Origin of the sequence: Sorangium sp. So ce406 (assembly GCF_051474675.1) — a bacterium.
In the GTDB taxonomy this organism is placed as follows: domain Bacteria; phylum Myxococcota_A; class Polyangia; order Polyangiales; family Polyangiaceae; genus Sorangium; species Sorangium cellulosum_G.
The window spans coordinates 120,105-145,462 of sequence record NZ_CP150340.1; the positions used below are offsets into that span (position 1 = coordinate 120,105).

Annotated in this window: 19 protein-coding genes; 11 read left to right on the top strand and 8 right to left on the bottom strand. The window is 73.5% G+C overall.

Going from position 1 to position 25,358, the window contains the following annotated elements; all coding sequences use genetic code 11:
- Positions 1-237 precede the first annotated feature (237 nt).
- Entirely contained in the window at positions 238-1,080 is an 843-nt protein-coding gene (locus WME96_RS00450) for a hypothetical protein (protein ID WP_437288214.1), read from the top strand.
- Between the two features lie 11 nt (positions 1,081-1,091).
- Here WME96_RS00450 and WME96_RS00455 read toward each other — a convergent pair whose 3' ends face one another.
- Positions 1,092-1,715, bottom strand: a complete 624-nt coding sequence (locus tag WME96_RS00455) for a Uma2 family endonuclease (protein WP_437288215.1) — start codon at positions 1,713-1,715, stop codon at positions 1,092-1,094.
- Positions 1,716-1,764: 49 nt separating this feature from the next.
- Positions 1,765-5,430 carry a UvrD-helicase domain-containing protein gene (locus WME96_RS00460; RefSeq protein ID WP_437288216.1) on the bottom strand — a complete coding sequence of 1,222 codons (3,666 nt, stop codon included), beginning with the start codon at positions 5,428-5,430 and terminating at the stop codon, positions 1,765-1,767.
- A 303-nt stretch (positions 5,431-5,733) separates the two neighbouring features.
- Between WME96_RS00460 and WME96_RS00465 the strand changes: the two genes are divergently transcribed.
- From WME96_RS00465 to WME96_RS00480, 4 genes are read left to right on the top strand one after another with little or no spacing between them, the layout of a single operon-like run.
- Complete coding sequence (locus tag WME96_RS00465; protein WP_437288217.1) at positions 5,734-6,693, top strand: prenyltransferase; 960 nt, start codon at positions 5,734-5,736, stop codon at positions 6,691-6,693.
- A complete protein-coding gene (locus WME96_RS00470) occupies positions 6,690-7,424 on the top strand; it encodes a ferrochelatase (protein ID WP_437288218.1) in 735 nt (244 codons plus the stop codon). Before WME96_RS00465 ends, WME96_RS00470 begins: the two co-directional genes overlap by 4 nt.
- The gene (locus WME96_RS00475) at positions 7,421-8,341 is read left to right on the top strand and encodes a prenyltransferase (RefSeq protein WP_437288219.1); all 921 of its coding nucleotides are present in this window, start codon (positions 7,421-7,423) and stop codon (positions 8,339-8,341) included. Before WME96_RS00470 ends, WME96_RS00475 begins: the two co-directional genes overlap by 4 nt.
- Positions 8,342-8,354: 13 nt before the next feature.
- A complete protein-coding gene (locus tag WME96_RS00480) occupies positions 8,355-9,095 on the top strand; it encodes a lycopene cyclase domain-containing protein (RefSeq protein WP_437288220.1) in 741 nt (246 codons plus the stop codon).
- A gap of 33 nt (positions 9,096-9,128) precedes the next feature.
- Here the strand turns inward: WME96_RS00480 and WME96_RS00485 are convergent, their stop codons facing one another.
- The 4 genes from WME96_RS00485 to leuC all read right to left on the bottom strand — a co-directional run bounded on the left by WME96_RS00485 (position 9,129) and on the right by leuC (position 14,382).
- Positions 9,129-10,079: a fibro-slime domain-containing protein gene (locus WME96_RS00485; RefSeq protein WP_437288221.1), complete on the bottom strand. Its 951-nt coding sequence runs from the start codon at positions 10,077-10,079 to the stop codon at positions 9,129-9,131.
- Positions 10,080-10,336: 257 nt separating this feature from the next.
- Positions 10,337-11,836: a hypothetical protein gene (locus WME96_RS00490; protein ID WP_437288222.1), complete on the bottom strand. Its 1,500-nt coding sequence runs from the start codon at positions 11,834-11,836 to the stop codon at positions 10,337-10,339.
- A 491-nt stretch (positions 11,837-12,327) separates the two neighbouring features.
- The gene (leuD, locus tag WME96_RS00495; protein WP_433932629.1) at positions 12,328-12,945 is read right to left on the bottom strand and encodes a 3-isopropylmalate dehydratase small subunit; all 618 of its coding nucleotides are present in this window, start codon (positions 12,943-12,945) and stop codon (positions 12,328-12,330) included.
- A gap of 27 nt (positions 12,946-12,972) precedes the next feature.
- Entirely contained in the window at positions 12,973-14,382 is a 1,410-nt protein-coding gene (leuC, locus tag WME96_RS00500; protein ID WP_437288223.1) for a 3-isopropylmalate dehydratase large subunit, read from the bottom strand.
- Positions 14,383-14,604: 222 nt separating this feature from the next.
- Here leuC and WME96_RS00505 point away from each other — a divergent pair, with 222 nt between their 5' ends.
- Both WME96_RS00505 and WME96_RS00510 read left to right on the top strand, forming a co-directional pair.
- Positions 14,605-15,516 (top strand): LysR family transcriptional regulator, encoded by a 912-nt coding sequence (locus WME96_RS00505; protein ID WP_437288224.1) that lies wholly within the window; start codon positions 14,605-14,607, stop codon positions 15,514-15,516.
- 131 nt (positions 15,517-15,647) lie between these two features.
- The gene (locus WME96_RS00510) at positions 15,648-16,475 is read left to right on the top strand and encodes a fibro-slime domain-containing protein (RefSeq protein ID WP_437292432.1); all 828 of its coding nucleotides are present in this window, start codon (positions 15,648-15,650) and stop codon (positions 16,473-16,475) included.
- A 46-nt stretch (positions 16,476-16,521) separates the two neighbouring features.
- Here the strand turns inward: WME96_RS00510 and WME96_RS00515 are convergent, their stop codons facing one another.
- Positions 16,522-18,318, bottom strand: coding sequence for a glycoside hydrolase family 15 protein (locus WME96_RS00515; protein ID WP_437288225.1), 1,797 nt, complete (start codon positions 18,316-18,318; stop codon positions 16,522-16,524).
- Positions 18,319-18,657: 339 nt separating this feature from the next.
- Here WME96_RS00515 and WME96_RS00520 point away from each other — a divergent pair, with 339 nt between their 5' ends.
- The 4 genes from WME96_RS00520 to WME96_RS00535 all read left to right on the top strand — a co-directional run bounded on the left by WME96_RS00520 (position 18,658) and on the right by WME96_RS00535 (position 22,737).
- Positions 18,658-19,992 (top strand): hypothetical protein, encoded by a 1,335-nt coding sequence (locus WME96_RS00520; RefSeq protein WP_437288226.1) that lies wholly within the window; start codon positions 18,658-18,660, stop codon positions 19,990-19,992.
- A 191-nt stretch (positions 19,993-20,183) separates the two neighbouring features.
- Complete coding sequence (locus WME96_RS00525) at positions 20,184-20,933, top strand: DUF4336 domain-containing protein (RefSeq protein WP_437288227.1); 750 nt, start codon at positions 20,184-20,186, stop codon at positions 20,931-20,933.
- Positions 20,934-21,078: 145 nt separating this feature from the next.
- A complete protein-coding gene (locus WME96_RS00530) occupies positions 21,079-21,918 on the top strand; it encodes a dienelactone hydrolase family protein (protein ID WP_437288228.1) in 840 nt (279 codons plus the stop codon).
- A 165-nt stretch (positions 21,919-22,083) separates the two neighbouring features.
- Positions 22,084-22,737 carry a hypothetical protein gene (locus WME96_RS00535; protein ID WP_437288229.1) on the top strand — a complete coding sequence of 218 codons (654 nt, stop codon included), beginning with the start codon at positions 22,084-22,086 and terminating at the stop codon, positions 22,735-22,737.
- A 25-nt stretch (positions 22,738-22,762) separates the two neighbouring features.
- Here WME96_RS00535 and WME96_RS00540 read toward each other — a convergent pair whose 3' ends face one another.
- Positions 22,763-25,270 carry a penicillin acylase family protein gene (locus WME96_RS00540; RefSeq protein ID WP_437288230.1) on the bottom strand — a complete coding sequence of 836 codons (2,508 nt, stop codon included), beginning with the start codon at positions 25,268-25,270 and terminating at the stop codon, positions 22,763-22,765.
- Positions 25,271-25,358 lie beyond the last annotated feature (88 nt).

The window sequence follows — 25,358 nt, forward strand, 5'->3', positions numbered from 1 at the left end:
GGGTGGCGTCACCCGGCCCCGGTTTCACCGTTCGAGCCCGCGGGTGGCGTCACCCGGCCCCGGTTTCGCCGTTCGAGCCCGCGGGTGGCGTCACCCGGCCCCGGTTTCGCCGATCGAGCCCGCGGGTGGCGTCATCCGGCCTCGTCGGGACCTTGCTGAGCCGCTTGCGACGCGCTCTGTCGTCGCAACGATTCCAGGCTCCGTCAACCCAACACCCTCTCGCGAAGGAGCACTCGCATGGGCAACACAAATATCGGAGAGAACCGCAGCTACGGCGCCGCCGTCCTCGATCGGTTCGGCGACGTCGCCGTCCCTGCGCCGGTCAGGCCGCACCTCGCCGCCTTCAAGCAGGCGCACGCCGAGTACGAGGCGGCCGCGGCGCGCGCCGACGCCGCGCGCGACAAGCGCGACGCCGCGCTCGACGCGGTGGGCGCCGCCGACGACACGTTCGACGAGAGCGTGGGCACGCTCGCCGACAAGACCGTGGGTGCCGGCCTCGGCAAGCGGCAGAACCCGTTCGCCGGTTACTCCACGCGCTCTCCCAGCCAGCTCACGTCGCTCCCCTACGCCGCCGAGCCCAGGGCCGCCCGCGAGCTCGTCGCCGCGCTCCTCAGGAAAAAGCCGCCGAGCGATGTGGCCAGGGCCGCGGCGAAGCTCGTCAAGGACACCGCGGCGCTCGAGGAGGCGCTCACCAGGCTCACCAGGCCGCAGGCCGCGCTGGCGAAGGCGCTCGCGGACCGTGACGCCCTGCTCCCCGCATGGATCAAGGCGCTCCGGAAGCTGAAGAAGCACGCCGCGGCCGCCTGGGACGAGGACGAGGGGACCTACAAGGCCCTGTTTGCGCCGCTGGGCGCTGTGCAGGCTCCGAAGAAGCGGCGCCCCAGGGCGAAGCCGGCCGACGCGAAGCCGGCTGACGTGAAGCCGGGCGACGCGAAGCCGGCCAACGCAAAGCCGGCCGACGCAAAGCCGGCCGACGCGAAGCCAGCCGACGCGAAGCCGGCCGACGCAAAGCCGGCCGACGCGAAGCCAGCCGACGCGAAGCCGGCCGACGCGCCCGCGGCAGCGCCTGCGCCGGCCTGACGGGCTCCCGTTCACGCGTCGCCGCGCTCGGCCCCCGTCTCCTCGTCATCCATGAGCGGCGCCACCTCGGCCCACAGCGCGTCGAGGTCGAGCTCCAGCCCCTCAAGGCCCTCCACGGACACCTTCCCCTGCGAGGCGGGCAGCACGTGCACGTAATGCCCATCGGACCCGAGCTCGTACAGCTCGACGAGCTGCGCGTTCGGATCCACCAGCCAGTACCAGCGCACCCCGAACCGCGCATACTCGAGCGCTTTTTCCATCCGGTCGCGCCGCACGTCGCGCGGCCGCTGCGAGAGCACCTCGATCGCCACCACCGGGGGGATCCGGGAGAGCGCGTCCCGGCCTCGAAGGCGCGTGCCCGGGGCGTACATGCACACGTCGGGCTTGCGTCCGCGTTGCGCCGATACGGCGAGCTTGTGCTCCGATCCGAACACCCAGCCGCCCCGCGGCCGAGCCCATGCGCGCAGCACCTCGATCAGCCAGCTCACCACGGCCTCGTGCAGCGTCGTCGGCGCCTCTTCCTCCACGAGACGGCCATCCATCAGCTCGCCGGGCTCGTCCTCGTCCAGGTCGGCCCACTGCTCGAGCGTCATCAGCTCAGGCTGGAGGAGCTCCGCGGTCGCCCTCGAACCCATGACACGAGCATACCACCCGCGGCGCCCCGCCGACGCGCGCCCGCGCCCCTCACACCCGGAGCACCACCCCCCTCGCCCTCTCGCCCGTCGCCTCGGCGATCGCCTGCACGTAGAGCCGCACCTGCGCCTCCTGCGCGGCGTGCGCGGTGCCCGCGTCGGAGCCGGTCTTGAAATCGACAACGGTCCAGACGCCCACGTCGCCCACGCTCTCCCGGAACGAGAGGTCGACGACGCCCTCGGCGATCGTCCCGTCCTCGAGCCGCAGGAGCAGCGGCGTCTCCCGCTCGCACGCGCCGCGCGCCGCGCTCTCCGCCGCGCGCCGGAGCAGCGGGTGCTCGAGCGCCGCGACCGCCGCGGCGACCGCCGCGTCGAGCTCCTCGGACGGCGCGCCGAGCAGCCGCGCCTGCGCCGCGGCCACCACGCGCACCTCGTCCTCGCCCGCCCGGAGATCGACCTCCGCCAGCACCGCGTGCACCAGCGTCCCGAACCGCTTGCCGTACGGCCGGCCCTCGCGCGCGATCGCCGTCTGCTCGAACGAGATCACCGGCAGCGCGTCCGCCCGCTTCCCCCGCTCCGCCCCGCCGCTCGTCTGCCGCGCGCCCGCGCCCGCCGCCGCCTCCTCGGCCGCCGCCAGCGTCGCCTCGTGGCTGATCTCCGTCGCCGTCTTCACGCGGACCGCCGCCACCGAGCCGTCCCGGATCGCCCGCTGCCGCGCCTCCTGCCACACCTCGTGCCCGCGCTGCCCGAGCTCTCCGCCCAGCGCGCCCCCTGCCGCCGCCGCGGCGCCCGCGTCCGCCTGCAAGATCCGCTGCTGCCGCAGCCCCGCCTCCGGCTCGCGATCCAGGTCGAGCGCGCTCGGATCCCACCACACGACGCGGTGCGACCCCGCCATCGGCGTGTGCTCGCCGGGCGCCACCGCGTCCCGCTCGTCGGCCTCGCACCGCGCCGGGCGCTCCAGCACCGTGTCGGTCCCGAACGGCGGACAACCGAGGTCCTCGCAGCGCCGCGCGTCCCGCCGCGCGCGCGCCGCCGGGTAGAGCACCGGGTGCAGCACGTCGAGCCAGCCGTCGCTCGAGCCGTCCCCGGGGCGCGCGTCGCCCACCGCGGGCACCACGAGCAGCTCGCGCGCCCGCGTCGCCGCCACGTACGCGAGCCGCACCGCCTCCTCGCGATCGCGGCGCAGCACCTCGTCGCGGCGCTCGACCAGCTCCGCGGGCACGCAGCCCGCGATCGGCTCCGCCCACAGGCCGAGCGCCGGATCCACGTGCCGCGACGGGTTCTGATGCACCGCCGGCGACGCGGGATCCGCCAGGATCACCACCGGGAACTCGAGCCCCTTCGCCCGGTGCACCGTCATGATCCGCACCCCCTCCGTCCCCTCCTCGACGACCGGCGCCTCCGCCACCTCGCCCCGCTCGGCGTCCGCCTCGAGCCGCTCGACGAACGCCCGGAACGACGTCGCCCCGCCCACCTCGAACCGCCGCCCGAGATCCATCACCCGCAGCACGTTCGCGAGCGCCTGCTCCCCCGTGGGCCAGATCGCGATGCCCGCGTGCGCGCGCGTCTCGTCGAGCAGCCCGCCGATCGTGTCCGCGATCGGCCGCCGGTTGCGCTCGCGGTGCAGCCGCCCGAGCACCGCCAGCGCCTCCGCGACCTCCCGCAGCGGCCGCGCCCCGCCCTCCACCGCGAGATCCAGCGCCGCCTCGTCCGCCTCGAACAGCGGGTGCAGCCGCTGGAACCGGTCGCGGTACAGGAGGAGCACGTCGTCCGTCAGCGCGAACAGCGGCCCGCGCAGCGTCGCGTACACGCTGAGCTCGTCGTCCGGCCACTCGATCGCGAGCAGCGCGCTCCGCACCGCCATCACCTCCTCGCGATCGTGGAACGACCGGCCGCCCACGAGCACGTGCGGGATCCGCCGCGCCTCGAGCGCCCGCACGTACGCGCGCGTCGCGTCCTCCCCGAACGTCTGGAAACGCTTGAACAGGAGGCAGATGTGCCGCGCCTCGAGCGCCACGCGCTGGTTCGGGCGCTCGCGCTCGGTCACCGTCCAGCGCCGCTCGCCCGGGCCCCGGCCGCCGTGGATGAGGTGGTGCACGAACGCCCCCACCGCGTCCGGGATCGATTGCCGCACCCGGAAATCCGAGATCTTCCCGTAGTCGCCGTAAGGCCGCGGCACCGGCAGCGCGATCACCGTCGGCTGTCCCACCGGGTCGTCCCGGAACCGCTCGAGCGCGACGTACCGCGCCTGGCTCGCCGCGCCGTCGCCCTCGCCCCCCTGCATGAGCGGCGCGAACGCGGCGTTGACCGCCTCCTGGATCGACGGGGCGCTGCGGAAGCTCGTCGACAGGTAGAGCACGCTGGCGCCGCACGCGACGAGCCGCGCCTTCGTCGCCTCGTAGAGCGCGACCTCGGCGCGGCGGAAGCGGTAGATCGACTGCTTCGGATCGCCGACGACGAAGAGCTTCCCGGGCACCGGGCGCGCCCGCGTCCAGTCGGACTCGGCCGGGTCGTCGGCCGCGAGCAGGAGCAGGATCTCCGCCTGCAGCGGGTCGGTGTCCTGGAACTCGTCGACGAAGAGGTGCGAGAAGCGGAGGTTCAGCTCCTCGCGGACGGCGCGGCTCGAGCGGAGGAGGTTCCTGGCGCAGAGGAGGAGGTCGAGGAAGTCGAGCTTGCCGGCGCGCGCCTTGAGCGCGTCGTACGCCTCGATCGGCGGCCGGAGCTCGCGCGAGAGGCACGCCGCGAGGTCGGCGCTCGCGGCCGTGAGCACGGCGTCGAGCTCGACCTTCACCCGGTCGCGCTGCGCGAGCACCTCGGCGCGCGAGAGATCCGCGCCGAACGCCTTGCCCGAGCCCCTCCAGCGCCACTCCTTCCAGCGCGCGAGCTCGCCGAGCTCGGCCTCCAGCCCGTCGTGGTCACGCCCGCCGGTCACCTCCTCGCGGCGGCGGAGCTCCGCGAGGTACCGGTCGAGGTTCCTGAGGCTCTGGGCGAGGTAGTCGCCGTCCCGGTCGGCCTCGGCGCCGAGATCCGCGAGCGCCGCGAGGCGATCGATGAGCTCGTCGATGGCGCGCTCGCGGTCGAACGGATCGCGGCGCCAGGGGCGCGTGAAGTCGCGGTGCTCGGCGAGCTTCCACGCCGCGCCCCGGAGCAGATCGCGCGGGCCCTGCGCGCCGTCGCGCGGGCGCCGGCGCAGGGCGCGGCGCACGCCCTCGGGCGGGTCGTTCAGGGTGCGCTGGAACCAGGCGTCGAACGCCTGATCGAAGAGCGCCTCGGCCTGGTCCGCGGCCGCCACCTGGAACAGCGGGTCGACGCGCGCCTCGACCGGCCACTCGCGCAGGAGGTCGGCGCAGAAGGAGTGGATCGTCCCGATGCGGGCCGCCTCCAGGTGCGCGAGCGCCTCGTCGAGCCGCGCGCGCTCCGCCGGCCCGGACCTCGCGTCGCCGCGCGCCCGCTCGATCTCGGCGCGGAGGCGCAGCTTCATCTCGCCCGCCGCCTTCTCCGTGAAGGTGACCGCGACGATGCGGTCGAGCGTGCCGCCGCCCTCCTCGGGCGCCTTCCGCAGCACGGCGACGATCCGCGACACGAGCGCTGTCGTCTTGCCCGTCCCCGCGGCGGCCTCGACGACGAGCGTCGTCCGGAGGTCCTCGCGGATGCGGCGTCGGGCGGGCTCGTCCGCGAGCTCCCGCGCGCCGCGCCCCCGGGCCGCGTCGGCGCTCACGAGCGCCTCCGCGCGGGCGCGGGGCCGAGGCGCTGCTCGGGGCCGCGGCGCAGGGGCGCGCCGGCCGGGATCAGGGAGGGGGGGAGGGCGTGGCGCACGAGGTCGCGTGTCGAGGCTGTCGGGGGGATAAGGTGGCCCAGATCGGCGGCGAAGGAAACGCCGCACCGACGCGCCGCCGGGCTCGACCCGGGGCGCGCCGTCGCGGGCGCCCGCGCCCGGCGGAGGCCGCTCCCCTCGCGGAGCGACCTCATGTGGGCCGCAAAGCGCGGAGGTTCTTGTGCTAGCAGCAGGAGGACCTGATCCATGCGCGTCGAGTCGATGAGCCGTGGAGCGCGGTGGTGGTACGCGCTCAAGCCCGCGAGCTGGCCCAAGGTGCTCGTCCCCGCCCTGTGCGGGCAGGCCGTGGGGGCCGCCGTCGCCGGACGGATCGACGCGGGCGCGCTCGCCTTCGGCGCGCTGTGGATGGTCGCCGACGTCGCCTTCGTCGTGCTCCTGAACGACTGGGGCGACCGCGAGGTCGACGCCCTCAAGCGGCGCATGTTCCCGGACGGCTGCTCGCCCAAGACCATCCCGGACGGCATCCTCCCGGCCCACGCGCTCCTCCTCGCCGGCCTCGGGGCGGGCGGCGCCGCGCTGCTCGTGGCCTGGGGCGCGGGCGCCGCGCTCGATCGCCCGCTCCTGCTCCCGCTGGCCGCGCTCGGGCTGCTCGTCTTCGGCGCCTACACGCTGCCGCCGCTCCGGCTCAACTACCGCGGCGGCGGCGAGCTCCTCGAGATGGCCGGCGTCGGCGGCGTCCTCCCGCTGCTGCACGCCTACGCGCAGTGCGGCGCGTGGGCGCCGGCGTGGCTCGCCGCGCTCCTGCCGGGCCTGCTCCTCTGCGCCCTCGCGAGCGCCCTGGCCAGCGGCCTGTCCGACGAGCAGAGCGACCGCGCCGGCGGCAAGCGCACCGTGGCCACGCTCCTCGGCAACGCGGCGACGCGCCGCGCGACCGAGGCCCTGCTCGGCCTCGGCGCGGCCCTCTGGCCCGCGGCGTCGCTCCTCGACGACGCCGCCCCGCCGCCGTGGTCGGTCGCGCCCGCGGCGGCCGTCGCGCTCTACTTCGGGGCGCGGCTCGTCGCGAGGAGCCCGGCGGCGGTGACCAACGCCTTCGCCGCCCAGGCGGCCTACAAGCGCGAGCTCCACCGCGCGATCTGGGGGGGGACGGCCGCGCTGTCGGCGGCGGTGCTCGCCGCCGGGCTCCGCGCCGGCGGGGTGCCGGCGTGACCGGGATCCCGGTCCTCCCCGACGACGCGCGCGACGAGCTCGCGCGCCTCACCCCGCTGCTCGGCGCGCGCGCCTCGGTCGCCCCGGGCCGGCCGTGCGCGCCCACCCCCGTCGCGCTGGTCGAGCAGGTCGTGGACGGCAGCGCGGACGCCGAGCGCGCGCGCGCCTTCGTCCGCGCGCTCGGCGAGGTGATCTGCGCGGTCGCCGACAACTTCCCCGACAACATCTTCTGGGACCTCGACTACCTCGCCTGCTGCATGTGGCAGGCCGGGAGCGCGCCCGCGATCGGCGACTTCTCCCGGCGCGTGGTGGCGCTCTGCCTCGGCTTCGGCAACAAGTCGAAGCTGCGCTTCCGCTACGCGCACGACTTCCTCTACGGCTACGACTGGGCCCGCTGGGTGATGCGCAAGCCGGACGAGCGCGCGGGCGTCGGGCCGTTCGACCTCGCGTTCTTCGACTACCTCGACGGCCGGCAGCAGGCGCTCGTCGAGCTCGTGGCCAGCAACGACCGCAAGTACTCGCAGCTCAACGGGCGGGAGTTCCGCAACCCCTTCTCGTTCATCCGCGAGCCGCGCGAGGAGTCGCAGCTCCACCACCTGCTCGCCCAGGTCGACCTCATCCCGCTCAAGGCGTGGCGCCTCGACGGCGAGCGCCGCTGGGACCTGCCGTTCACCGAGCTGCGCGCCAAGCTGGCCGAGCGCCTCGGCCTGTCGAGGGCCGATCGGCGATGAGCGCCAGGCCGGGGGCGCTCGGGGCCTGGATCCGCGCGTCGCGGCTGGCCTCGCAGCCGACCATCGCGCTCCCGCTGCTGCTCGGGCAGGTGCTCGGCGCGCGGGCCGCCGGCCGCCCGCTCGACCTCGGGACGCTCGCGGCGGTCCACCTCTTCGGCCTGCTCGACCAGCTCTTCATCGTCTACGCCAACGACGTCGCCGACCAGGAGACCGACCGCCGCAACCGCACCGCCACGCCGTTCTCGGGCGGCTCGCGCGTGCTGGTCGAGGGGCGCCTCTCGCCGCGCGCGCTCGGCGCCGCGGCCGCCGGCTGCGCCGCGGCGCTCGTGGCCGTCTCGGCCTGGCTCGCCGTCACCGTGTCGACCCCCGCGGCGCCGCTCCTCGTGCCCCTCGCGATCGCGGCGCTCCTCTTGCTCTGGGCCTACAGCTACCCGCCGCTCCGCCTCTCGTACCGCGGCGGCGGGGAGCTGCTCCAGATGGTGGGCGTCGGCGCGGTCCTGCCGCTCTACGGCTACGTCGCGCAGGGGGGCGCCCTCGATCGCTTCCCCGTCGCGCTGCTCGCGTGCCTGCTGCCGGGCCACCTCGCCTGCGCGATCGCGACGGCGCTCCCCGACGAGCCCTCGGACCGCGAGAGCGGCAAGCGGACGCTGCCCGTGCGCCTGGGCGGGGAGCGGGCCGCGCGGCGCGTGGCGCTCCTGAACGCGCTGTCGCTCCTGCTCGCGCCGGTCGGCCTGGGCGCCGCGGGCCTGCGCCCTGGCGCGGGCCTGCTGATCCCGGCGGCGGCGGCGCTCGTCGTGCTGCTGGCGCGGCCGGCGCCGCCCGGCTCGCGGCTCCTGCTGGTCCGGGTGGGGGCCGCGGGCGCGGCGACGCTGTCGCTGGTCGCCGTCACGGCGTGGCTGGCGAACGCCGCGCGCTGAGGAGGGCGGCGCGATGACCCACGAGTTCCTGCTGCTCTCGGTGCTCTTCCTCGTGCCGGCGGGCGCCATCTGGCTCGCGCGCCCGGATCTGCGCGCCCTGATGCGGCGGACGGCGCTCGCCTCGCTGCCGTTCGCGGCGACCGAGCGGCTGTTCTATCCGGCGTACTGGACCCCGAAGTTCCTGTTCGACCTGGCCGACCGGATCGGGTTCGGCGTCGAGGACGTCCTGTTCCTGGTGGGGCTCAGCGCGTTTTCCTCCACCGCCTATGCCGTGGTCTTCCGCCGGACGCCGGTGCCCTGCGCCCCGCCGGCGTCCCCGTCGGCCCCGACGTGGTGGAGGGCGGCCCGACCGGGGTTGAGGGCGGCCGCGGCCATCGCGCTCGTGCTCGCGCTGGCCGGGGCGCTGCTCGCGGCCGGGGTGCCGATCCTCTACGCCGCCGTGGCGGCGATGGCGGCGGTCGCCGCGGCCCTCCTCGCGGCGCGCGGCGACCTGCTCGTGCCGAGCCTGCTCGGAGCGCTCCTGTCGGCGGCCCTGTACCTCGGCCTGTGCCTCGTCTTCGCCGCGCTCGTGCCCGGCGTGTTCGCGCGCACCTGGCGGCCCAGCGTGCTGCTGCCGGGGAGGGCGCTCCTCGGCGTCCCGCTCGACGAGGTCCTCTACGGGCTCGGCGCGGGCTTCGCGGCCACGGTGTTCCCGGCGTGGGCCTTCGACTTCAGGTACGCGAAGGCGGCGCGCGCCGCGCCGCGGGCGGGCTGACGCCGGGGCGCTCCTCCCCGCCCCGCGGGCGGATCACTCGACGGTCGGCTCGCAGGGGACGTCGAGCGCGGTGTTCAGCCGGAACACCGAGGAGCGGCCGTCTCGCTCGGCGTAGAAGACCTTGAGCCTGTGCTTCGACCCGGGCTTCATGCGGAGCCTCGCGGCCTCGTCGTCGAGGCGGACGGTCGTCCCGTTCACCCCGTCGCGCACGGAGTGGCTGACCACGATGGTGTCGTCGATCGATATCCAGACATCGTCGCTCGCGTCGAAGGAGAAGAAGGCCCCCACCCGGTAGGTGAACGGCAGCTCGAACTCCACCGTGAAGCCGAAGTTGTGCGCCTCGCCCTCGTTGCCGAAGCCGGCGCCGTCGAGGAAGTAGAAGTCTCTGCCGCCCAGGTGGCCGCCGGTGCTCCAGAGGTCGAGGTGGATGACCCGGTTGAACGTCATGTTGACGCCCGGCTCGTCCTTGAACCATTCGTCGAAGCTGTCGTCCTGATTGATGCCGTCGGCGGGCGGGTTCGCGTCGACAGGCTTGCCGTTCTCGAGCTCGCTCTTGGCCTCGACGTTCCTCCCGTTCGTGGTCTGGGAGGGCCCGAAATCCGGGTGCTTCTTGGGGAAGTCCCGCACGACCATGGGAAAGCTCGCCGTGCACAGGACCGCATTGGAACTGCCGGGAGCGTCTCCGTCGGCGCTGTTGCCGGCGTCCTCGTCGGCGGGGGCTTCGCCCTCACCGACATGGCTGCTGCCGCCGCCCGCGCCGGGCGTCCCCCCACCGGCGTTCTCCGGGTCCTCGACGTGCGTGAGCTCGTCCCGGGGGGGAGGGGCGGGCGTCCCGGAAGGCGACGGCTCGTCGTCCGCGCGCGCGATCGTGGCGTCCTGGAGGGGGCACCCCGCGAGGGGGAGCGCCGCGCACGCGAGGATCAGCAGGGACAGGGGTCGCCTGAAGCCCCGGCAGAGGGATGCTGATGGGTGGGCCAGGCTCATGGGACCGCCTCCTGCCCCTGGATGCGGTCGGGCCCGGTCGTCCTTCGCAAAATCGTACGGGCGTATCGCGTCGGCGCGGAGCGGGCCGCGGAGGGACGCCCCGGCGCCGTCGCTGACCGCTGGTACGCGAAAAGCGCCAGAGGGTTGGAATCCCCTCTGGCGCTCTCCGTGTCTGTCTCTTCACCCGGAGCGGTGAGCGATCCTCCCGCGGGCGGGAGGGGTCGCTCGCGCCGCTCGCGCCGCTCGCGTCCGCCGCGTCACGGCAGCATCAGGACGCACTCGGTCCGGCAGACCGGGCCGGAGGCGCCGCCGCCGCTCGGCTCCTCGCAGATGGTCCGCACGATCGCCTCGGGGGGGCAGGCGGGCGCGTCCACGCACTCGGTCCAGCACTCGCCGGGGTACCCGCCCATGCCGCCCGTGCCGGTGCCGGTGCTGCCGTAACCGGAGCAGACCTGCTGCTCGATCATGCCCGGCGGGCAGTAGGGCTCCACCGGGATGCACTCGGTCCAGCAGCCGCCGCCGGGATACGAGCCGCCGCTGCCGCCGTAGCCGGTGCCGCTGCTGCCGCTCGTGCCGGGCGTGGGGTACGCGAAGTCGCCGTCGCCGTAGCCGGAGCCGCTGCTGCCGGACGTGCCGGGCATGGGGTCCTCGCAGACCGTCGCGGGGATGGTGTCCGGCGGGCAGAAGGGCTCCACCGGGACGCAATCGGTCCAGCAGCCGCCGCCGGGGTACGCGCCGCCGCTGCCGCCGCTGCCGCCGTAGCCGGTGCCGGTGCTGCCCGCGGTGGCGACCATGACGTCGTCGCAGGTGGTCTGCTCCCTCGTGCCCGGCGGGCAGGTGGGCTCCACCGGCACGCACTGGGTCCAGCAACCGCCCCACTCGCTGGCGCCCGAGCCGCCGCCCGTGCCGCCGACGCCGACGGTGACGCTGCTGCCGCCGTCGCACACGGTCTCCTCCCGCGTGCCCGGCGGGCAGGTGGGCTCCACCGGGAGGCACTCGGTCCAGCAACCGCCGATGGGGGGGGCCGGCCGGGCCGTGTCCCCGCCGGCGCCGCCGCCGCCGTCCCACGCGCCGGAGCCGCCGACGCCGCTGCTGTCAGCGCCGCCCGTGCCGCCGACGCCGACGCTGACGCTGGTGCTTTCCTCGCAGACGGTATGCGCCGTCGTGCCCGGCGGGCACCAGGGCTCCATGGGCACGCACTCGGTCCAGCACATGTCGGGAGGCGGCGCCGCGCCGGCGTCGCCGGGAGAGCCGCCCATGCCCCAGCCGCCGCCGCTCGCGCTGGCGCTGCCCCAGCCGCCGCCGCCGGTGGTGCTGCTGGTCGAGCTGCCGCCGCACACGACCTGCTCGTAGGTGCCCGGCGGGCACATCGGAGGCGGCGGCACGCACTCGGTCCAGCACCCCGGATCGACCGGGGTCGGCATGCCGACGCCGCCGGCCGAGCCGCCCTGGCCCGTGGTGGTGGTGACGCCGCCGCCGCAGGAGGTCTGCTCGAGCCATCCCGGAGGACAGCGGTCGTCAGGTACACACTGCGCTTCGCACATCTCGCCGACGTCGCACGGCGAACAGACCGTCTCCCAGTGGAAGCCAGGCCCGCAGTCGGGATCGGGCGGCGGCTGCGGCTCCTCCACGCCCCCGCAGCCCTGCCCCTTGGCGCCGGTGAGCACCACGAGCGCAGAGAGCGCGATGAGCCCCTGAAGCGAGGAGCGCGCGGTCGACGAGCGCGAGAGAAGAGAGGAGAAGATCGCGAATCGCATGGGTGTACTCCGTCCTGCGTGTCTGTGGCAGACACGCGATCAAGCAACGATGGCTCTGCGCCGCGGCATGCGGAGCGCTGCTGCTCCGCGGCTTCTCAGCGCCGACTCGGAGAGCTCGTCCGGAGATAAAGCACCCGACATGCCACGTCCGTCCGGCCGCCACGCCGCGCGCCGGTGGCGGACGATCTCGGCGCTTTCCGGCCGCGTCCGGGGCCGCGCGCGACCTCCGCCGCGGGCAGAAGCGGCGCGCGCCAGGGCCGCCGTGTGACGGCGAGCGTCGGTAACGTGCCACGTTGAGCCAGGTGCGCCGCGGGGGCGTGCCGGCTCACAACGGGCGGAATGGACAGCGGGAAGTGGGGCCAGCGCAGGGGAGGGTGGCGGTGCCGGGCGGCCCTGCGCCAGGCCGTGTCAGGTGAGGCGTGTGGAGGGGTGTCGCTGCGCGGGAGCGGTGGCTCCGTGTCACGTTGCGCCAGCGGCGCGGGAGGCTGCGCCTACTGGGCGGCGGCGCGCTGCTGGATGTAGGGCAGCCGCGCGGCCACCTTCTGGACCTCGTCGGCCCCCTCGAGGAGCTGGGCGATCGGGTCCCAGGTGCCCCGGATCAGCGACTCGCGCGCGCCGGGCTTGATGGTGAAGGGGACCGCGAGGTCGCCGGCCCGGACGACCTGCTCCTGCAGGTCGACCGTGACGGGCGTCGACGGGTCCGCGTTCACGCGGGCCACGAGCGCGGCGCGGTGCTCGCGGGTCACCGAGACGCAGGGGATGCCGAGCGTCGTCGAGTTGCCGAAGAAGATCTCGGCGAAGCTCTCGGCGATCACGGCCTTGAAGCCGGCCTTGGCGATCGACTGCGGCGCGTGCTCGCGCGACGAGCCGCAGCCGAAGTTGCGGTCGGCGATGAGGATCGTGGCGCCGGCGAAGCGCGGGTCGTTCAGCGGGTGCTCCCGCTGCTGGCCGCGCTCGTCGAAGCGGACGTCGCGGAACAGGTGCTCGCCGATGCCGTCGAACGTGACGCACTTGAGGAAGCGCGCGGGGATGATGCGGTCCGTGTCGATGTCGTCGCCCGGAACGTGAACGGCGCGGCCGGTGACGGATTGGATCAAGTCGAGTGCCATTGGGATCTCCCTCGGGTGCGAGCGTCGTCAGATTCCGAACACGTCACGGGCGTCGGCGATCTCGCCGCGCACGGCGGCGGCGGCGACCATCACGGGGCTCATCAGCACGGTGCGGCCGGTGGGGCTGCCCTGCCGGCCCTTGAAGTTGCGGTTGGACGAGGACGCGCACAGCTCGTCGCCGATGAGCTTGTCGGGGTTCATCGCCAGGCACATCGAGCAGCCCGGCTCGCGCCACTCGAAGCCGGCCTCGCGGAAGACCTTGTCGAGCCCCTCGGCCTCGGCCGCGCGCGCGACATCCATCGACCCGGGGACGGCGAGCGCGCGCACGTGCGGCGCGACCTTGTGCCCCTGGATGCGCCGCGCGACCTCCCGGAAGTCCGAGAGCCGGCCGTTCGTGCAGCTGCCGATGAAGGCGACGTTGATCTTCGTCCCCTCGATCGGCTTGCCGCCCTCGAGCCGCATGTACTCGAGCGCCTCGCGGATCAGCGCCCGCTCGGACTCGTTCGCCACGTCCTCGGCCGCAGGGACGTTCTCCTTCACCGAGATCGCCTGGCCCGGCGTGATGCCCCAGGTGACCGTCGGCGCGATCTCGCTCGCGTCGATCCGGACGACATCGTCGTAGCGCGCGTCATCGTCCGACGCGATCGAGCGCCAGTACTCGAGCGCCCTGTCCCACGCCTCGCCCGCCGGGGCGTAGGGGCGACCCTTGATGTAATCGAACGTCGTCTTGTCCGGGTTGACGTACCCGACCCGGGCGCCGCCCTCGATCGACATGTTGCACAGGGTCATGCGCTCCTCCATCGAGAAGCCCTCGATGGTCGAGCCGCCGTACTCGTACGCGTAGCCCGTGCCGCCGGAGACGCCGAGCCGGCGGATGATCTCGAGGATGATGTCCTTCGCGTAGACGCCCGGGCCGAGCTTGCCCTCGACCTGGATGCGCCGGACCTTGAGCCGCTGGAGGCTCAGCGTCTGCGTGGCGAGCACGTCGCGCACCTGCGTCGTCCCGATGCCGAACGCGATCGCGCCGAACGCGCCGTGCGTCGACGTGTGCGAGTCGCCGCACGCGATCGTCATGCCGGGCTGCGTGAGGCCGAGCTCGGGGCCGATGATGTGCACGATGCCCTGCCGCCCGGACTCGAGGTCGAAGAAGGTGACGCCCTGCTCGGTGCACGCCTTCTTGAGCGCGTCGACCATCCCCTCGGCGAGCGAGTCCTTGAACGGCCGCTTGCGGTTGTCGGTGGGGACGATGTGATCGAGCGTCGCGAACGTCCGCTCGGGCATGCGCACGCGCAGGTTCAGGTCGCGGAGCATCCCGAACGCCTGGGGGCTCGTCACCTCGTGGATCAGGTGAAGGCCGATGAAGAGCTGGTCCTCGCCGTTCGGCAACGTGCGAACTTTGTGGAGGTCCCAAACCTTGTCATAGAGACTCTTGCCCATGATGGCCTCTCGGGGCGCGGCTGAACGCGGCTGAAGGGGACGGCGTGCGAAGCGGACCGGCCCGGGCGCCGTCGCGCTGGCGTCGCGCGCAGGCGGCCTCCGCGGGGAGGCAGCCGGGGCGCTCTGACGTCGCGCGCAGCGTCAGGCTGGCGGGAGGACTATGCGGGAACGGGAGGATTAAGTCGAATGAAACTTTTTTCACGATGGGTTAAGTAAGGCTACATGGACGCGTCGCTCCTCCCCGCGCTCGAGGATGTGCTGCTGGTGGCCCGGTCGGGCTCGGTCGCCGAGGCGGCGCGGCGGCTGCACAAGACGCCGTCGGCGGTGAGCCAGCAGGTGCGCCGGGTGGAGGAGCACTTCGGGGTGGCGCTGTTCGAGCGCGACGGGCGCGGCGTGCGCCTGAGCCCGGCGGGCGAGGCGGCGCTCGGAGCGATCACGCGGCTGTTCGACCAGGCGGAGGGGGTGTTCGAGCTGCTGTCGGAGCTCTCGGGGGAGTCGTCGACGACGCTGCGGCTCGCGGCGAGCGACTACCTCGGCAAGGGGCTGCTCGTGCCGGTGATCCGCCAGATGCTCGAGCAGCGCGCGCCGGTGCGGTTCGCGATCACGACGGCGAACTCGGTGGACGCCGCGCGGTGGGTGGAGCGCGGGGAGGTGGACCTCGGCCTCGCGTCGGCGTCGTCGGCCGGCGGCGACCTCGTGAAGCAGCCGCTGTTCGTGCAGCCGTTCCTCTGGGTGGGGCCGCGGCTCAAGGGCAAGCCGCCGGCGCTGCGCGAGCGGCTCCGGCACGAGCCGCTGCTCCGGCTCGCGCCCGGCAGCGTGGGGCGGCGGATGCTCGACGCGTACCTGGATCGCGAGCGGATCCGGCCGATCTCGACGATCGACGTGTCGAGCGTGTCGCTGCTCGTGTCGTACGTCTCGGGCGGGCTCGGCATCGGCCTCGCGCCGGCGCTGGCGCTGACCGAGGTGGCGCGCTCGCGGCTCGACGTGGAGATCGCCGAGGTGGAGCCGCTGCCTGTCGAGCTGATGACGCGCGAGAACTTCCGGCGGAGTCCGATCATCGAGCGGTTCATCGACCAGCTCACCGCCGAGGGGCGCCGCGCCGAGCAGCGGACGCGGGCGCTGCTCGGGGGATAGCGACGCGCGCGTGTCGCGTGCGCGTGTGCGCGTGTCATGCGCGTGTGCGCGTGTCAGCAAAGCGCCCGTCGCGGCGGCCGGCGCCGCTTGTCACGGGAGCGGGCGCGCGACACGATGACGCGCGCGTGCAGATGCTCGACCGTCGCCTCCTCCTCGCCGCCGCGCTGGTGCTCCCTGTCACGGGGTGTAACGCCACCCCGGAGAACATCGCCAGGCGGAGCGATCTCTCCTCCTCGGGGACCGGCGAGTTTCCGGGGGCCGGCGGCGGCCCGCGCGAGGGCGCCTCGTCGGGCAGCGGCGGGCAAGCCGGCTGCAAGCCGCGGCTCGAGGGGGTCGTGCGCGACTTCAAGTCGGCCGACAAGCCCGGCGGACACCCGGATTTCGAGAGCTTCACCGGGGAAGATACGCTGAGGCGCATGGTCAAGTCGTCGCTCGGCGAGGACGACAAGCCCGTCTATGCCGCTGCCGGACCGACGAGGTACACGACCGGACCCGAGGAGTTCGCCCAGTGGTTCCGGGACGTCCCGGGGGTGAACCGGTCGATCAAGTACACCGTCCCCATCGACGTGACCGAGAACGATCTGCGGATCTTCTTCGATGAGGCATTCTTCCCCATCGACGACGACGACCGGAGCTGGGGCAATCAGGGGGAGGAGCACAACTACAGCTTCACGTTCGAGCTCCACATGACGTTCAGGTACAGGCGCGGGGACGTGTTCATCTTCGGCGGCGACGACGATATCTGGGTGTTCGTCAACAGGAAGCTGGCGATCGATCAGGGCGGGGTCCACGTGCCCACCTCGTCGACCCTCGATCTCGACAAGCTGGCCAACCGGGACGGCCTCGAGGAAGGGGGCGAGTACCCGATCGACATCTTCTTCGCCGAGCGCCGGAGCCCCGGATCACAGCTCATGTTCACGACGCTCGAGTACACGAACTGCGAGCCGATCATCCGGTAGCGCGCCGGGCCCGGCGTCCGACAGAGCTGCCCCGCTCGCCCGGCCCTCAACGGGATCGTTGGTCAGCGGGACCGGTCCGGTCGGAGGACAGGTTGAACGCGGTGCCGACCAGCGCGAGGTGGCTGAACGCCTGGGGGAAATTCCCGAGCAGCCGCTCGCTCGCGGGATCGTACTCCTCCGAGAGCAGACCGACGTCGTTGCGCAGCGCGAGCAGCCGATCGAACAGCGCGCTCGCCTCGGCGGCGCGGCCCATGAGCGCATAGCAGTCCGCGAGCCAGAAGCTGCACGCGAGGAACACCCCCTCGTCGCCTGGCAGGCCGTCGGCCGTCCCCCCGGGGCCGGTCGGGTAACGGAGCACGAGGCCCCCGCGCAGGAGATCGCGCTCGATCGCGCGCACCGTGCCCACGACGCGCGGATCGTCCGGCGGCAGGAAGCCCACGAGCGGGATGAGCAGCGTGCTCGCGTCGAGCTCCTGGCTGCCGTACGACTGGGTGAACGTGCCGCGGCCCCGGTCGAAGCCCTTCTCGCACACCTCGGCGTGCACCGCGCCGCGCAGCGCGCGCCAGCGCTCGATTGGGCCCTCCAGCCCGAGCTGCTCGACGCTCTTCACGGCGCGATCGAACGCGACCCAGGCCATCACCCGCGAGTAGGTGAAGGCGCGCGGCCCGCCCCGCACCTCCCAGATGCCCTCGTCGGGCCGGCGCCAGCTCGACTCGAGGAAATCCATCAGGCGGCGCTGGAGGCGCCAGGCCTCGGGCTCCGGGGCCAGGCCGGAGCGGCGCGCCTGGTGCATCGTGTCCATCACCTCGCCGTAGACATCGAGCTGGAGCTGCGCGACAGCGGCGTTGCCGGCGCGCACCGGCCTCGACCCCTCGTAGCCCGGCAGCCAGGGGAGCTCGATCTCGCGCAGCCGGCGCTCGCCCGCGACGCCGTAGAGGATCTGGAGCTTCGCGGGGTCGCCCGCGATGGCGCGCAGGAGCCAGTCGCGCCAGGCCGCGGCCTCGTCGCTGTAGCCGCCGAGCAGCAGGGCGTAGAGCGTGAGCGTCGCGTCGCGCAGCCAGCAGTAGCGGTAATCCCAGTTGCGAACGCCGCCGATGCGCTCGGGGAGCGAGGTCGTCGGCGCGGCGACGAGGCCGCCGGTGGGCGCGTGCGTGAGCGCCTTGAGCGCGATGAGCGACGAGACGACCGCCTCGCGCCGCGGGCCGGCGTACGTGCAGCGGCTCGACCAGGCGCGCCACCACGCCTCGGCGTTCTCGACCTCGCGCTCGGCGTCGAGCGGCTCGGGCGGCGGCTCGTGCGACGGGTGCCACGTGAGCACGAAGGGGACGCGCTCGCCCTCGTGGACGTCGAAGTCGGCCACCGTGGTGAGCCCCTGGCCGCGCAGCGGCACCCCCGCGCGCAGGATGAGCGCGTCGGGCCCGGCCACCGCGCGCAGCGCCCCGCCGACCGAGCGCACCCAGGGCACGATCGAGCCGTAGTCGAAGCGGATGACGAGCTCGAGCGAGACGGGCACCCGGCCGCGCACGCCCTCGACGAGGCGCACGACGTCCGGCGCCCTCCCGCGCGGCGGCATGCAGTCCACGACCCGCACCGCGCCTTCGGCCGTGGTGAACTCGGTCTCGAGGACGAGCGTGCCCTCGCGGTACCGGCGCTCGACGCGGGGCGCCGGGTCCTTCGGCGAGATCCTGAAGCGGCCGTGCTCCGGCGCCCCGAGCAGGGCGGCGAAGCAGGCGGCCGAATCGAAGCGCGGCAGGCAGAGCCAGTCGATCGAGCCATTGCGCCCGACGAGCGACGCCGTCTGTGTGTCGCCGATCAGCGCGTACTCCTCGATCTGCAGCGGCATACATGCCCTCGATGCGCGCTGCGACGAGCGCCGGCGCGACGGCTGCGGCAAGTGCACGGAGGATGCCACGCGCCGCCGCGGCGCCGGGCGGAGGATCGCTGCGGCGGCGGGCACGACCGTGGCTGCCGGGCGCGCCGAGCGTGGACCTCGTGTCATGCTCGGCTGGGTGGGGGAGGGCGACACGGCGCGTGAGCGCGAGGGGGGCGGAGCATCCGTTCGAGGCGTCAGCGTGCTCCTGAGCCGGCGTCCCGAGGGCTCCGGCGTGCCGGGGCGGAACCGCGAAGTGGCCGCTGTCGGCCGCGTTTGACACCACCCGCTGCGCGCCCAACAGATCGTCTCATGAGATCTCTTCTTGCCATGGTCGTGCTGCTCGTCCCGAGTCACCTCCTCGCCGAGGAGCCCGCCGCGAGCGCGCCGCCCGCCGGCGCAGCCCTCCGCTGCGCGGGTGCGGAGCCGAGCGCGCTCGCCGGTCAGCTCGACCCCTCGTTCGGGGGAGAGGGGACCGGGATGGCGCGGGTGCGCTTCGGCGCCGACGACGACGGCGGCTTCTTCAGGCTCGACGTCGCGGGCGGCGAGATCGTCGCCGGCGGCTGGGGCCAGGGCGGGCTCGGCGGGGTCCGCTTCCGCGTCGCCCGCCTGACCGGGGACGGCGCGCGCGACCCCGGGTTCGGAGACGGCGGCATGGTGATGACCTCGTGGGCCGCCTCGACCGGCGACTACGTGTACCTGGCCGGCGTCGGGGACCAGCGCGGCGGCGCGATCGTCGCCGTCGGCTGGCGCGATCGGTTCGGGGGCGGCTCGGCGGACGTGGCGCTGGCGCGGTACGCGAAGGACGGGTCGCTCGACCCGAGCTTCGGCGACGGCGGCAAGCGCCTGCTCGACCTCGGCGGAGACGAGGTGATCCGGGCCGGCCTCGTCGCGCGCGACGACCGGATCGTGGCCGTGGGCCAGCGCGACGGGCGCCTGCTGATCGCGCGCGCCACCGCGGACGGCGCCCTCGACACGTCGTTCGCGCGACCGCACGGCTACCGGAGCGTGGCGCTGGGGCCCTCCTCGGTCGCCGAGGCGGTCGCGATCGATCTCCGCGGTCGCCTCGTCGTGGTGGGCTCCGCCGAGCGGGACGGCCAGCGCGACATGGTCGTGGTGCGCCTCCTCCCGGACGGCGCGCTCGACGGCTCCTTCGGCGACCGGGGCGTGATCGTCGCCGGCGACCCCGGGATCGACGAGCGCGCGGTCGCGGTCGCGCTTTCGCCTGGCGGCGCCGTCGTGGTGGCCGGCGACGCGGGGGCCGCGGGGGCCCGCGACTTCCAGGTCCGCCGCTTCCTCCCGGACGGCGCGCCCGACCTCGCGTTCGGCGAGGCCGGCGTGGCGGCGTGGCCGACCACCGGCGGCGACGATCTGGCCGAGGACATGGTCCTGCTCCCGGGCGGCGCCGTCGTCGTCGCGGGCAACGGCGGCGACGCGGCCACGCCGCTGCTCGCGCGGTACACGTGCGGCGGCGCGCTCGACCCGGCGTTCGGCGACGGCGGCGTGCTCCCCGTCGACCTCGGCGAGTTCGGGGTGCTGCACACGGTGCGGGTGATCTCCGGGCATCAGATCCTCCTCGGCGGCGGCGACGTCGGCATGTCCCCGGGGCCCGGGACGTACGGCGTGGTGGCGCGGATGTGGATGTGAAATCAGGCCCTCGAGATCCAGCGTGATCTCGGGGGCTGGTCCCAGATCCAGCACGCCGAGCTCGCGCGCTACATCATCAGCAACACCGCCCCTCGCCGCGCCTCGCTCGGGCTGTCGTCGAGCAAGAAGCCCGCTTCCGAGGCGCGTCGAGGTGCCTTGACGGAGCGGCCGGGCGCGCGTTGCATGTCGGCGTGCTCCGAGCGATCGCCGAGGACGTGTGGGCGTACGAGAAGGACCTCAGGATGCCGTTCGGCCATCTGCCGTCGCGGACGACCGTCGTGAGGCGGGCCGACGGAGGCATCGTGATCCACTCGCCGCTCGCGTTCGACGACGCCGCCGCCGCCGCGATCGACGCGCTCGGCGAGGTGCGCGCCCTCGTCGCCCCGAGCCGCCTCCACCACCTCTTCCTGAAGGCCGCTTCCGAGCGCTGGCCGCGCGCGAGCGTGCTCGGGGCGCCCGGGCTCGAGAAGAAGCTCTCCGGCCTTCGCTTCACCCCGCTCCCCCGGTCCGGCGTGGCGCCGGAGATCGGCGACGATCTCGGCGTGCGCCTCGTGGAGGGCGTGCCGTACATCACGGAGCACGTGTTCCTGCACGCGCGGTCGCGGACGCTCGTCGTGACGGATCTCCTCTTCAATGTGCACGAGGTCCGCAACTTCGGCATGAAGGTCTTCCTCTGGCTCGGCGGCGCCTGGAAGAAGACCGCGCAGGACCACGTGTGGCGCCTGCTCATGAGGGACCGCGCCGCGGCCGCGCGGAGCGTCGCCGATATCCTCGCATGGGACTTCGAACGCGTCGTCGTCGCCCACGGCGATGTGGTCGAGGGCGACGCGAAGGAGCGGCTGCGGAGGGCGCTCGCGTGGATCGGCGGGGCGACCCCGCTCCCGCCGGCGGCGCCGCCTGCGGAGGCCGGCGATGCCGGGAAGCGCTCCGCCGAGGTGTAGCCGGAGCCGCTCCTGCCGCTGGAGGAGCGATGCCAACTCGCGACGCCGTATCCATGGCTCCTCCATGGGCGCTCGACCGTGGACGGATTGGAGCTCCGCTGGAGAGGGGCTTTACCGCGCGCACGTGGTGTGATGCAGTGTTCTCGTGATCGCACCGAGCAAACCCAAGGCGCCGGAGGGCGATCTAGCCACCTTCGAGCGCGAGCGCTTCACGCATGAAGGCGTCGCGCATGACGTCTATCGTAAAGGGAAGGGGCCTGCCGTCCTCGTGCTGACCGAGATGCCCGGGATCTCTCCCCAGGTGCTCGGGTTCGCCGACAGGGTCGTGGCGCTCGGCTGCACGGCCGTGCTGCCGAGCCTCTTCGGCACCCCTGGACGCGACCCGCTGGGACCGGGCGTCACGGGCGCGCTCTACGCCCTCTCGTCGATGGTGAGGGCCTGCATCAGCAAGGAGTTCACCGTGTTCGCGACGGGGCGCTCGTCGCCTGTCGTCGACTGGCTCCGGGCCCTCGCCGCGTCGGAGCACCAGCGCTGCGGCGGGCCGGGCGTGGGCGTCGTGGGGATGTGCTTCACCGGCGGGTTCGCGCTCGCGATGGCGGCGGACGCGCGGGTGCTGGCGCCCGTGATGTCGCAGCCGTCGCTCCCTGTCGCGCTCACGAAGGGTGGGCGGCGGACCATCGATTGTGACGCCGCGACCCTCGACGCGGTGGCGCAGCGCTGCGACCGGGAGGGTCTCCGGGTGATCGGGCTGCGCTTCAAGGGCGATCCCCTGGTGCCGGGGGAGCGATTTCAGCTCCTCCGCGAGCGCCTCGGGGAAGGGTTCGTCGCCGTGGAGCTGGAGCAAGCCGACGGGCACCCGGAGGGGCCCCTCAAGAAGCACCATTCGGTGCTGACCGGCGGGCTCATCGACGCTCCTGGCGAGCCGACGCGCGCCGCGCTCGACCGGGTCCTTCAGCTCTTTCGCGACAAGCTGCTGGCCGGGTAGCGCGTCGCCCGGGGCGTCCGGTCCCGCCCGCGCGGGCGGCGCTCGCCGGAAGGGGCCGGCAGGGGCGGTCGGCGGACGTCGACGCGTGGTCGAGACGTGCGGATTCTCATGTGATGAGACGGGGGTGTGGCCATGAGGCCTGTCGTTGCATATCAGGTTCATCTCATGTCGCAGATGCGAAACAGAGCGGGCAGGGCGAAGGGCCTGAAGCTCTTGGGCGTCGATCCATCGGAGGTCGACGCGGCGAACGCGATGGTCGCGGACGTGGGCCTGAGCTTCCGCGAAGGGAACGACGGGGGCCTGCGTGAAGCCGACGTGATCCCTCGATTCCTCGGGGCGCCCCGGCGCATCGCGCCGGCGCCGGTGGAGGACTCCGAGTTCTGGACCACGAGGATGTTCTATCGTCTGCCCGTGTGGCCATGTCTGGAGCTGGAGTTCAGCTTCAACAAGTGGGGGCATCTCGGCAATACCCGGTTCGTTCGCGCAGGTGCATCCGGGGCGAATCGGCGGCGGTTGAAGCATGAGCTCCGGTTCGCCCCCGCAGCCGAGTCCAGGGCGCGTCGGCTGCAATCCATGGATGTCGTGCCCTGGCGCGTGGTGGAGGACGATATTTCTCTCTCGTGCAGCGAGGCGATCACGGTGGAATGGTTCGGGTCCGTGACCGACTACTGCTGCACCCTGCTCGAGCCCGGGAGCGCACCGCACTTCTGGTCCTTCGACTTCGGCCTCCTGCAGGAAGTGAAGCCCTGGAAGGAGCTGCCCATCGACGAGGAGAAGATCGCCGTGCGTGGCGCCCCGACCTTCCGCGCGAAGCCGTAGTGCCTGGTTTCCGGCCCTCGTCGACTCAGGGGATCGCCGCGGACGTGAACGGCACCGTGAAGATCTGACCCGACCTCCACGCCTCGGCGTGATCCGCGTAGTGGCACGTGCGCGGATCCCCGCTGATGCCGGTGCTCATCACCCCGAGCGAGCCGTCGAGCGGGGCGAGGTTCCAGATCATCCGCGTCGCGCTGAGCGAGTCCTGATCGAGCGCGGCCAACACCCCGCCTGCACCCTCGAACTCGCCGGGCGGGAGCCCCAGGACACCGATGTTCCCGAACCACCCGCCGATGTTCACCGTCGCGACGTCGCCCTCCGCGGGGAAGCTGCCGATGGCGAAGCGCGCGTCGTCGCCCGCGAGCGGGTGGTTGTAGGTCAGCGTGTGGATCCCGCCCCAGGTCCAGGCGCTCACGTCCGAGCCCAGGGCGTCGCGGAGCATCGCGTCTGCCTGGCCCAGGGCCGCGCGGACGGCCTGGTCCCGCGCCGCCCCCGGATCGACGCCCGCGGTGATGCCGAAGTACGGCGCGCGCGGGTTCTCGAGGGCGTCCATCAAGCCGGCGAGCTGGTTCGTGAGGAACACGCTGGGCGCGAAGGACGCGTATTCGTCGGGGCCGATCACGTCGCTCACCAGGTTGCGCAGCAGGATCAACGTGAGCATCTCGTAAACGGCCGCGCCCTGGCTGCTCGCCGCCGCGCTCCCGTTCCACGCTTGCAGGGCCGCCACCGCCGCGGCGGCGCTCGGATCGTCCGCCGGCAGCCCGACGCGCCCGAGCGCGGCCACGTAGCTGTCGCGCAGCGGCAGACCGATCGTGGTCTGCGTGTCGAGCTGGATCGACGCCATGTCCTGCGGCGTGAGCGGCGCCGTCGCGGAGGTCAGCCGCGTGGTGATCCGCTGGGCGCGCCAGGGCATGTCCCAGTAGTTGGCGAGGTGGACCGGGCGCCCCTGCGGCGCATAGCCCCGCGGGACGATCCGGTGGTTCGCCGTCACCAGCAGGTGCGAGGGCGGATCGTAGACCGAGGGCAGCTCGGCGTTCGTGGCGTACCCGGTCCACTCGTGTCCTCCCGTCCCCGGCACCGGATACAGCGCGTTCAGCGGGCTCTGGCGCTGCGGCGCGAGGCCCGAGTTCTGGTAGCCGATGTGGCCGTGGGTGCCCTCGTAGTCGGCGAAGATGAAGTTCCAGCCGATGCTCTGCTTCAGCGCCGCCGCCTTGAACTGCGTCCAGTTCAGCGCCGCCGGCATCTCGAAGAAGCCGTCGACCTTCCACGCCGGCTGGCCCGCCGTCGACTTGAGCGCGAGGGTGCCGAACGACTCCAGCCCCTCCAGACCGTCGTTGAGGACAGGCCCGTGGGGCGTCACGCGGAACGTCCGCTGCACGTTCGGCTGCCCCTTCACGCGGATCGTCTCCACGCGCCGGGTGACGGGCTTCCACTGGCCGCCCACGAGCACCTCCTGGCCTCCTCCGGACGCCGCGCGGAGCGTCTCCACGTAGAGGTCGACGCTGTCGAAGAGCGAGTAGGTCGGCACCCAGGCGATGCGCTCGGTGTGTCCGCTGAGGAACCCGGGGAACCCGGGCACCATCCACCCTGCCACGTCGTATTGCCCGGTCACCTTGAGCTGAGCCACATAGACGGCGGACGGGGTGGTGTGGGGGAAGTGCGGGTCGGTCGCGAGGAGCGGCTTGCCGGTCGAGGTGAGGTGTCCGTCGACGGCCCACGCGTTGCTCGCGCGCCCGCTGGCGAGCGCCATGCGCGGGGCCTGCCCGACGGTCCGGCGCGCCTCCGCCAGGCAAGACGGCGGCGGCGGGTTGACGATGGTCGCCGTCGGCGCGCTCGCGCCGGGCGGGACGAGGAACTGGGAGATCGGGTTCAGGTTGCCCGCCGCGTCGAACATCGACACGGTGTCCGGGGCCTCCTTGATCAGCGTCGTCGCGACCTCCGTCCCGGCGATGGCCGCGACGGCCGCACGTTCGAGCTTGGTGAACCACGTCAGGGTGTCGAAGGTGACTCCCACGTAGATGTAGGCGAGGACGCTGTCCTCGGGGGTCCACGGATCCGGCTGATATCCGAGCGTCTGGAACTCGATCGGCAGCCCGCCGCTGGAGGCCTTCGCGTCGGCGATGTACTGGTTCACGCCCGCGGCGCACCCCTGCAGGATGCGCTTCGTCCGCGAGGCGGCCGCCGCGTAGCGCGCTGCGGCGAACGCGGACAGGTTCTGCGCGCGAGCGAGGAGGTCCTGATCGAGGACGCTGTTGTCGTCGCCGGGCCCGTAGATCTCCGCGAGTCGCCCCTGCGCGCTCCGGCGCAGCTCGTCCATCTGGAAGAGCCGGTCGCGCGCCATCGCGTAGCAAAGGCCGCCGTAACCGGCCACCTCGTCCCCTGCGGTGACGTGGGACATCCCCCGATCATCCACGCGGATCGACACCGAGTAGCGCCCGCTGATCTCGAGGTTGATTCGCCCCTCCGCCGTCGGCTCGTCCAGCCCCGCGCCATCGTGGGCGACGCTGCATGCAGCAGCGGATAAAAGGAATGCCACGCCGGTCATTCGCCTCATCGCAAGGATCTCCTTCAGGGCCTCTCGCGAGGCCGTGCTCTACACGCCCTGTGCGCCGCCCTCACGCTGC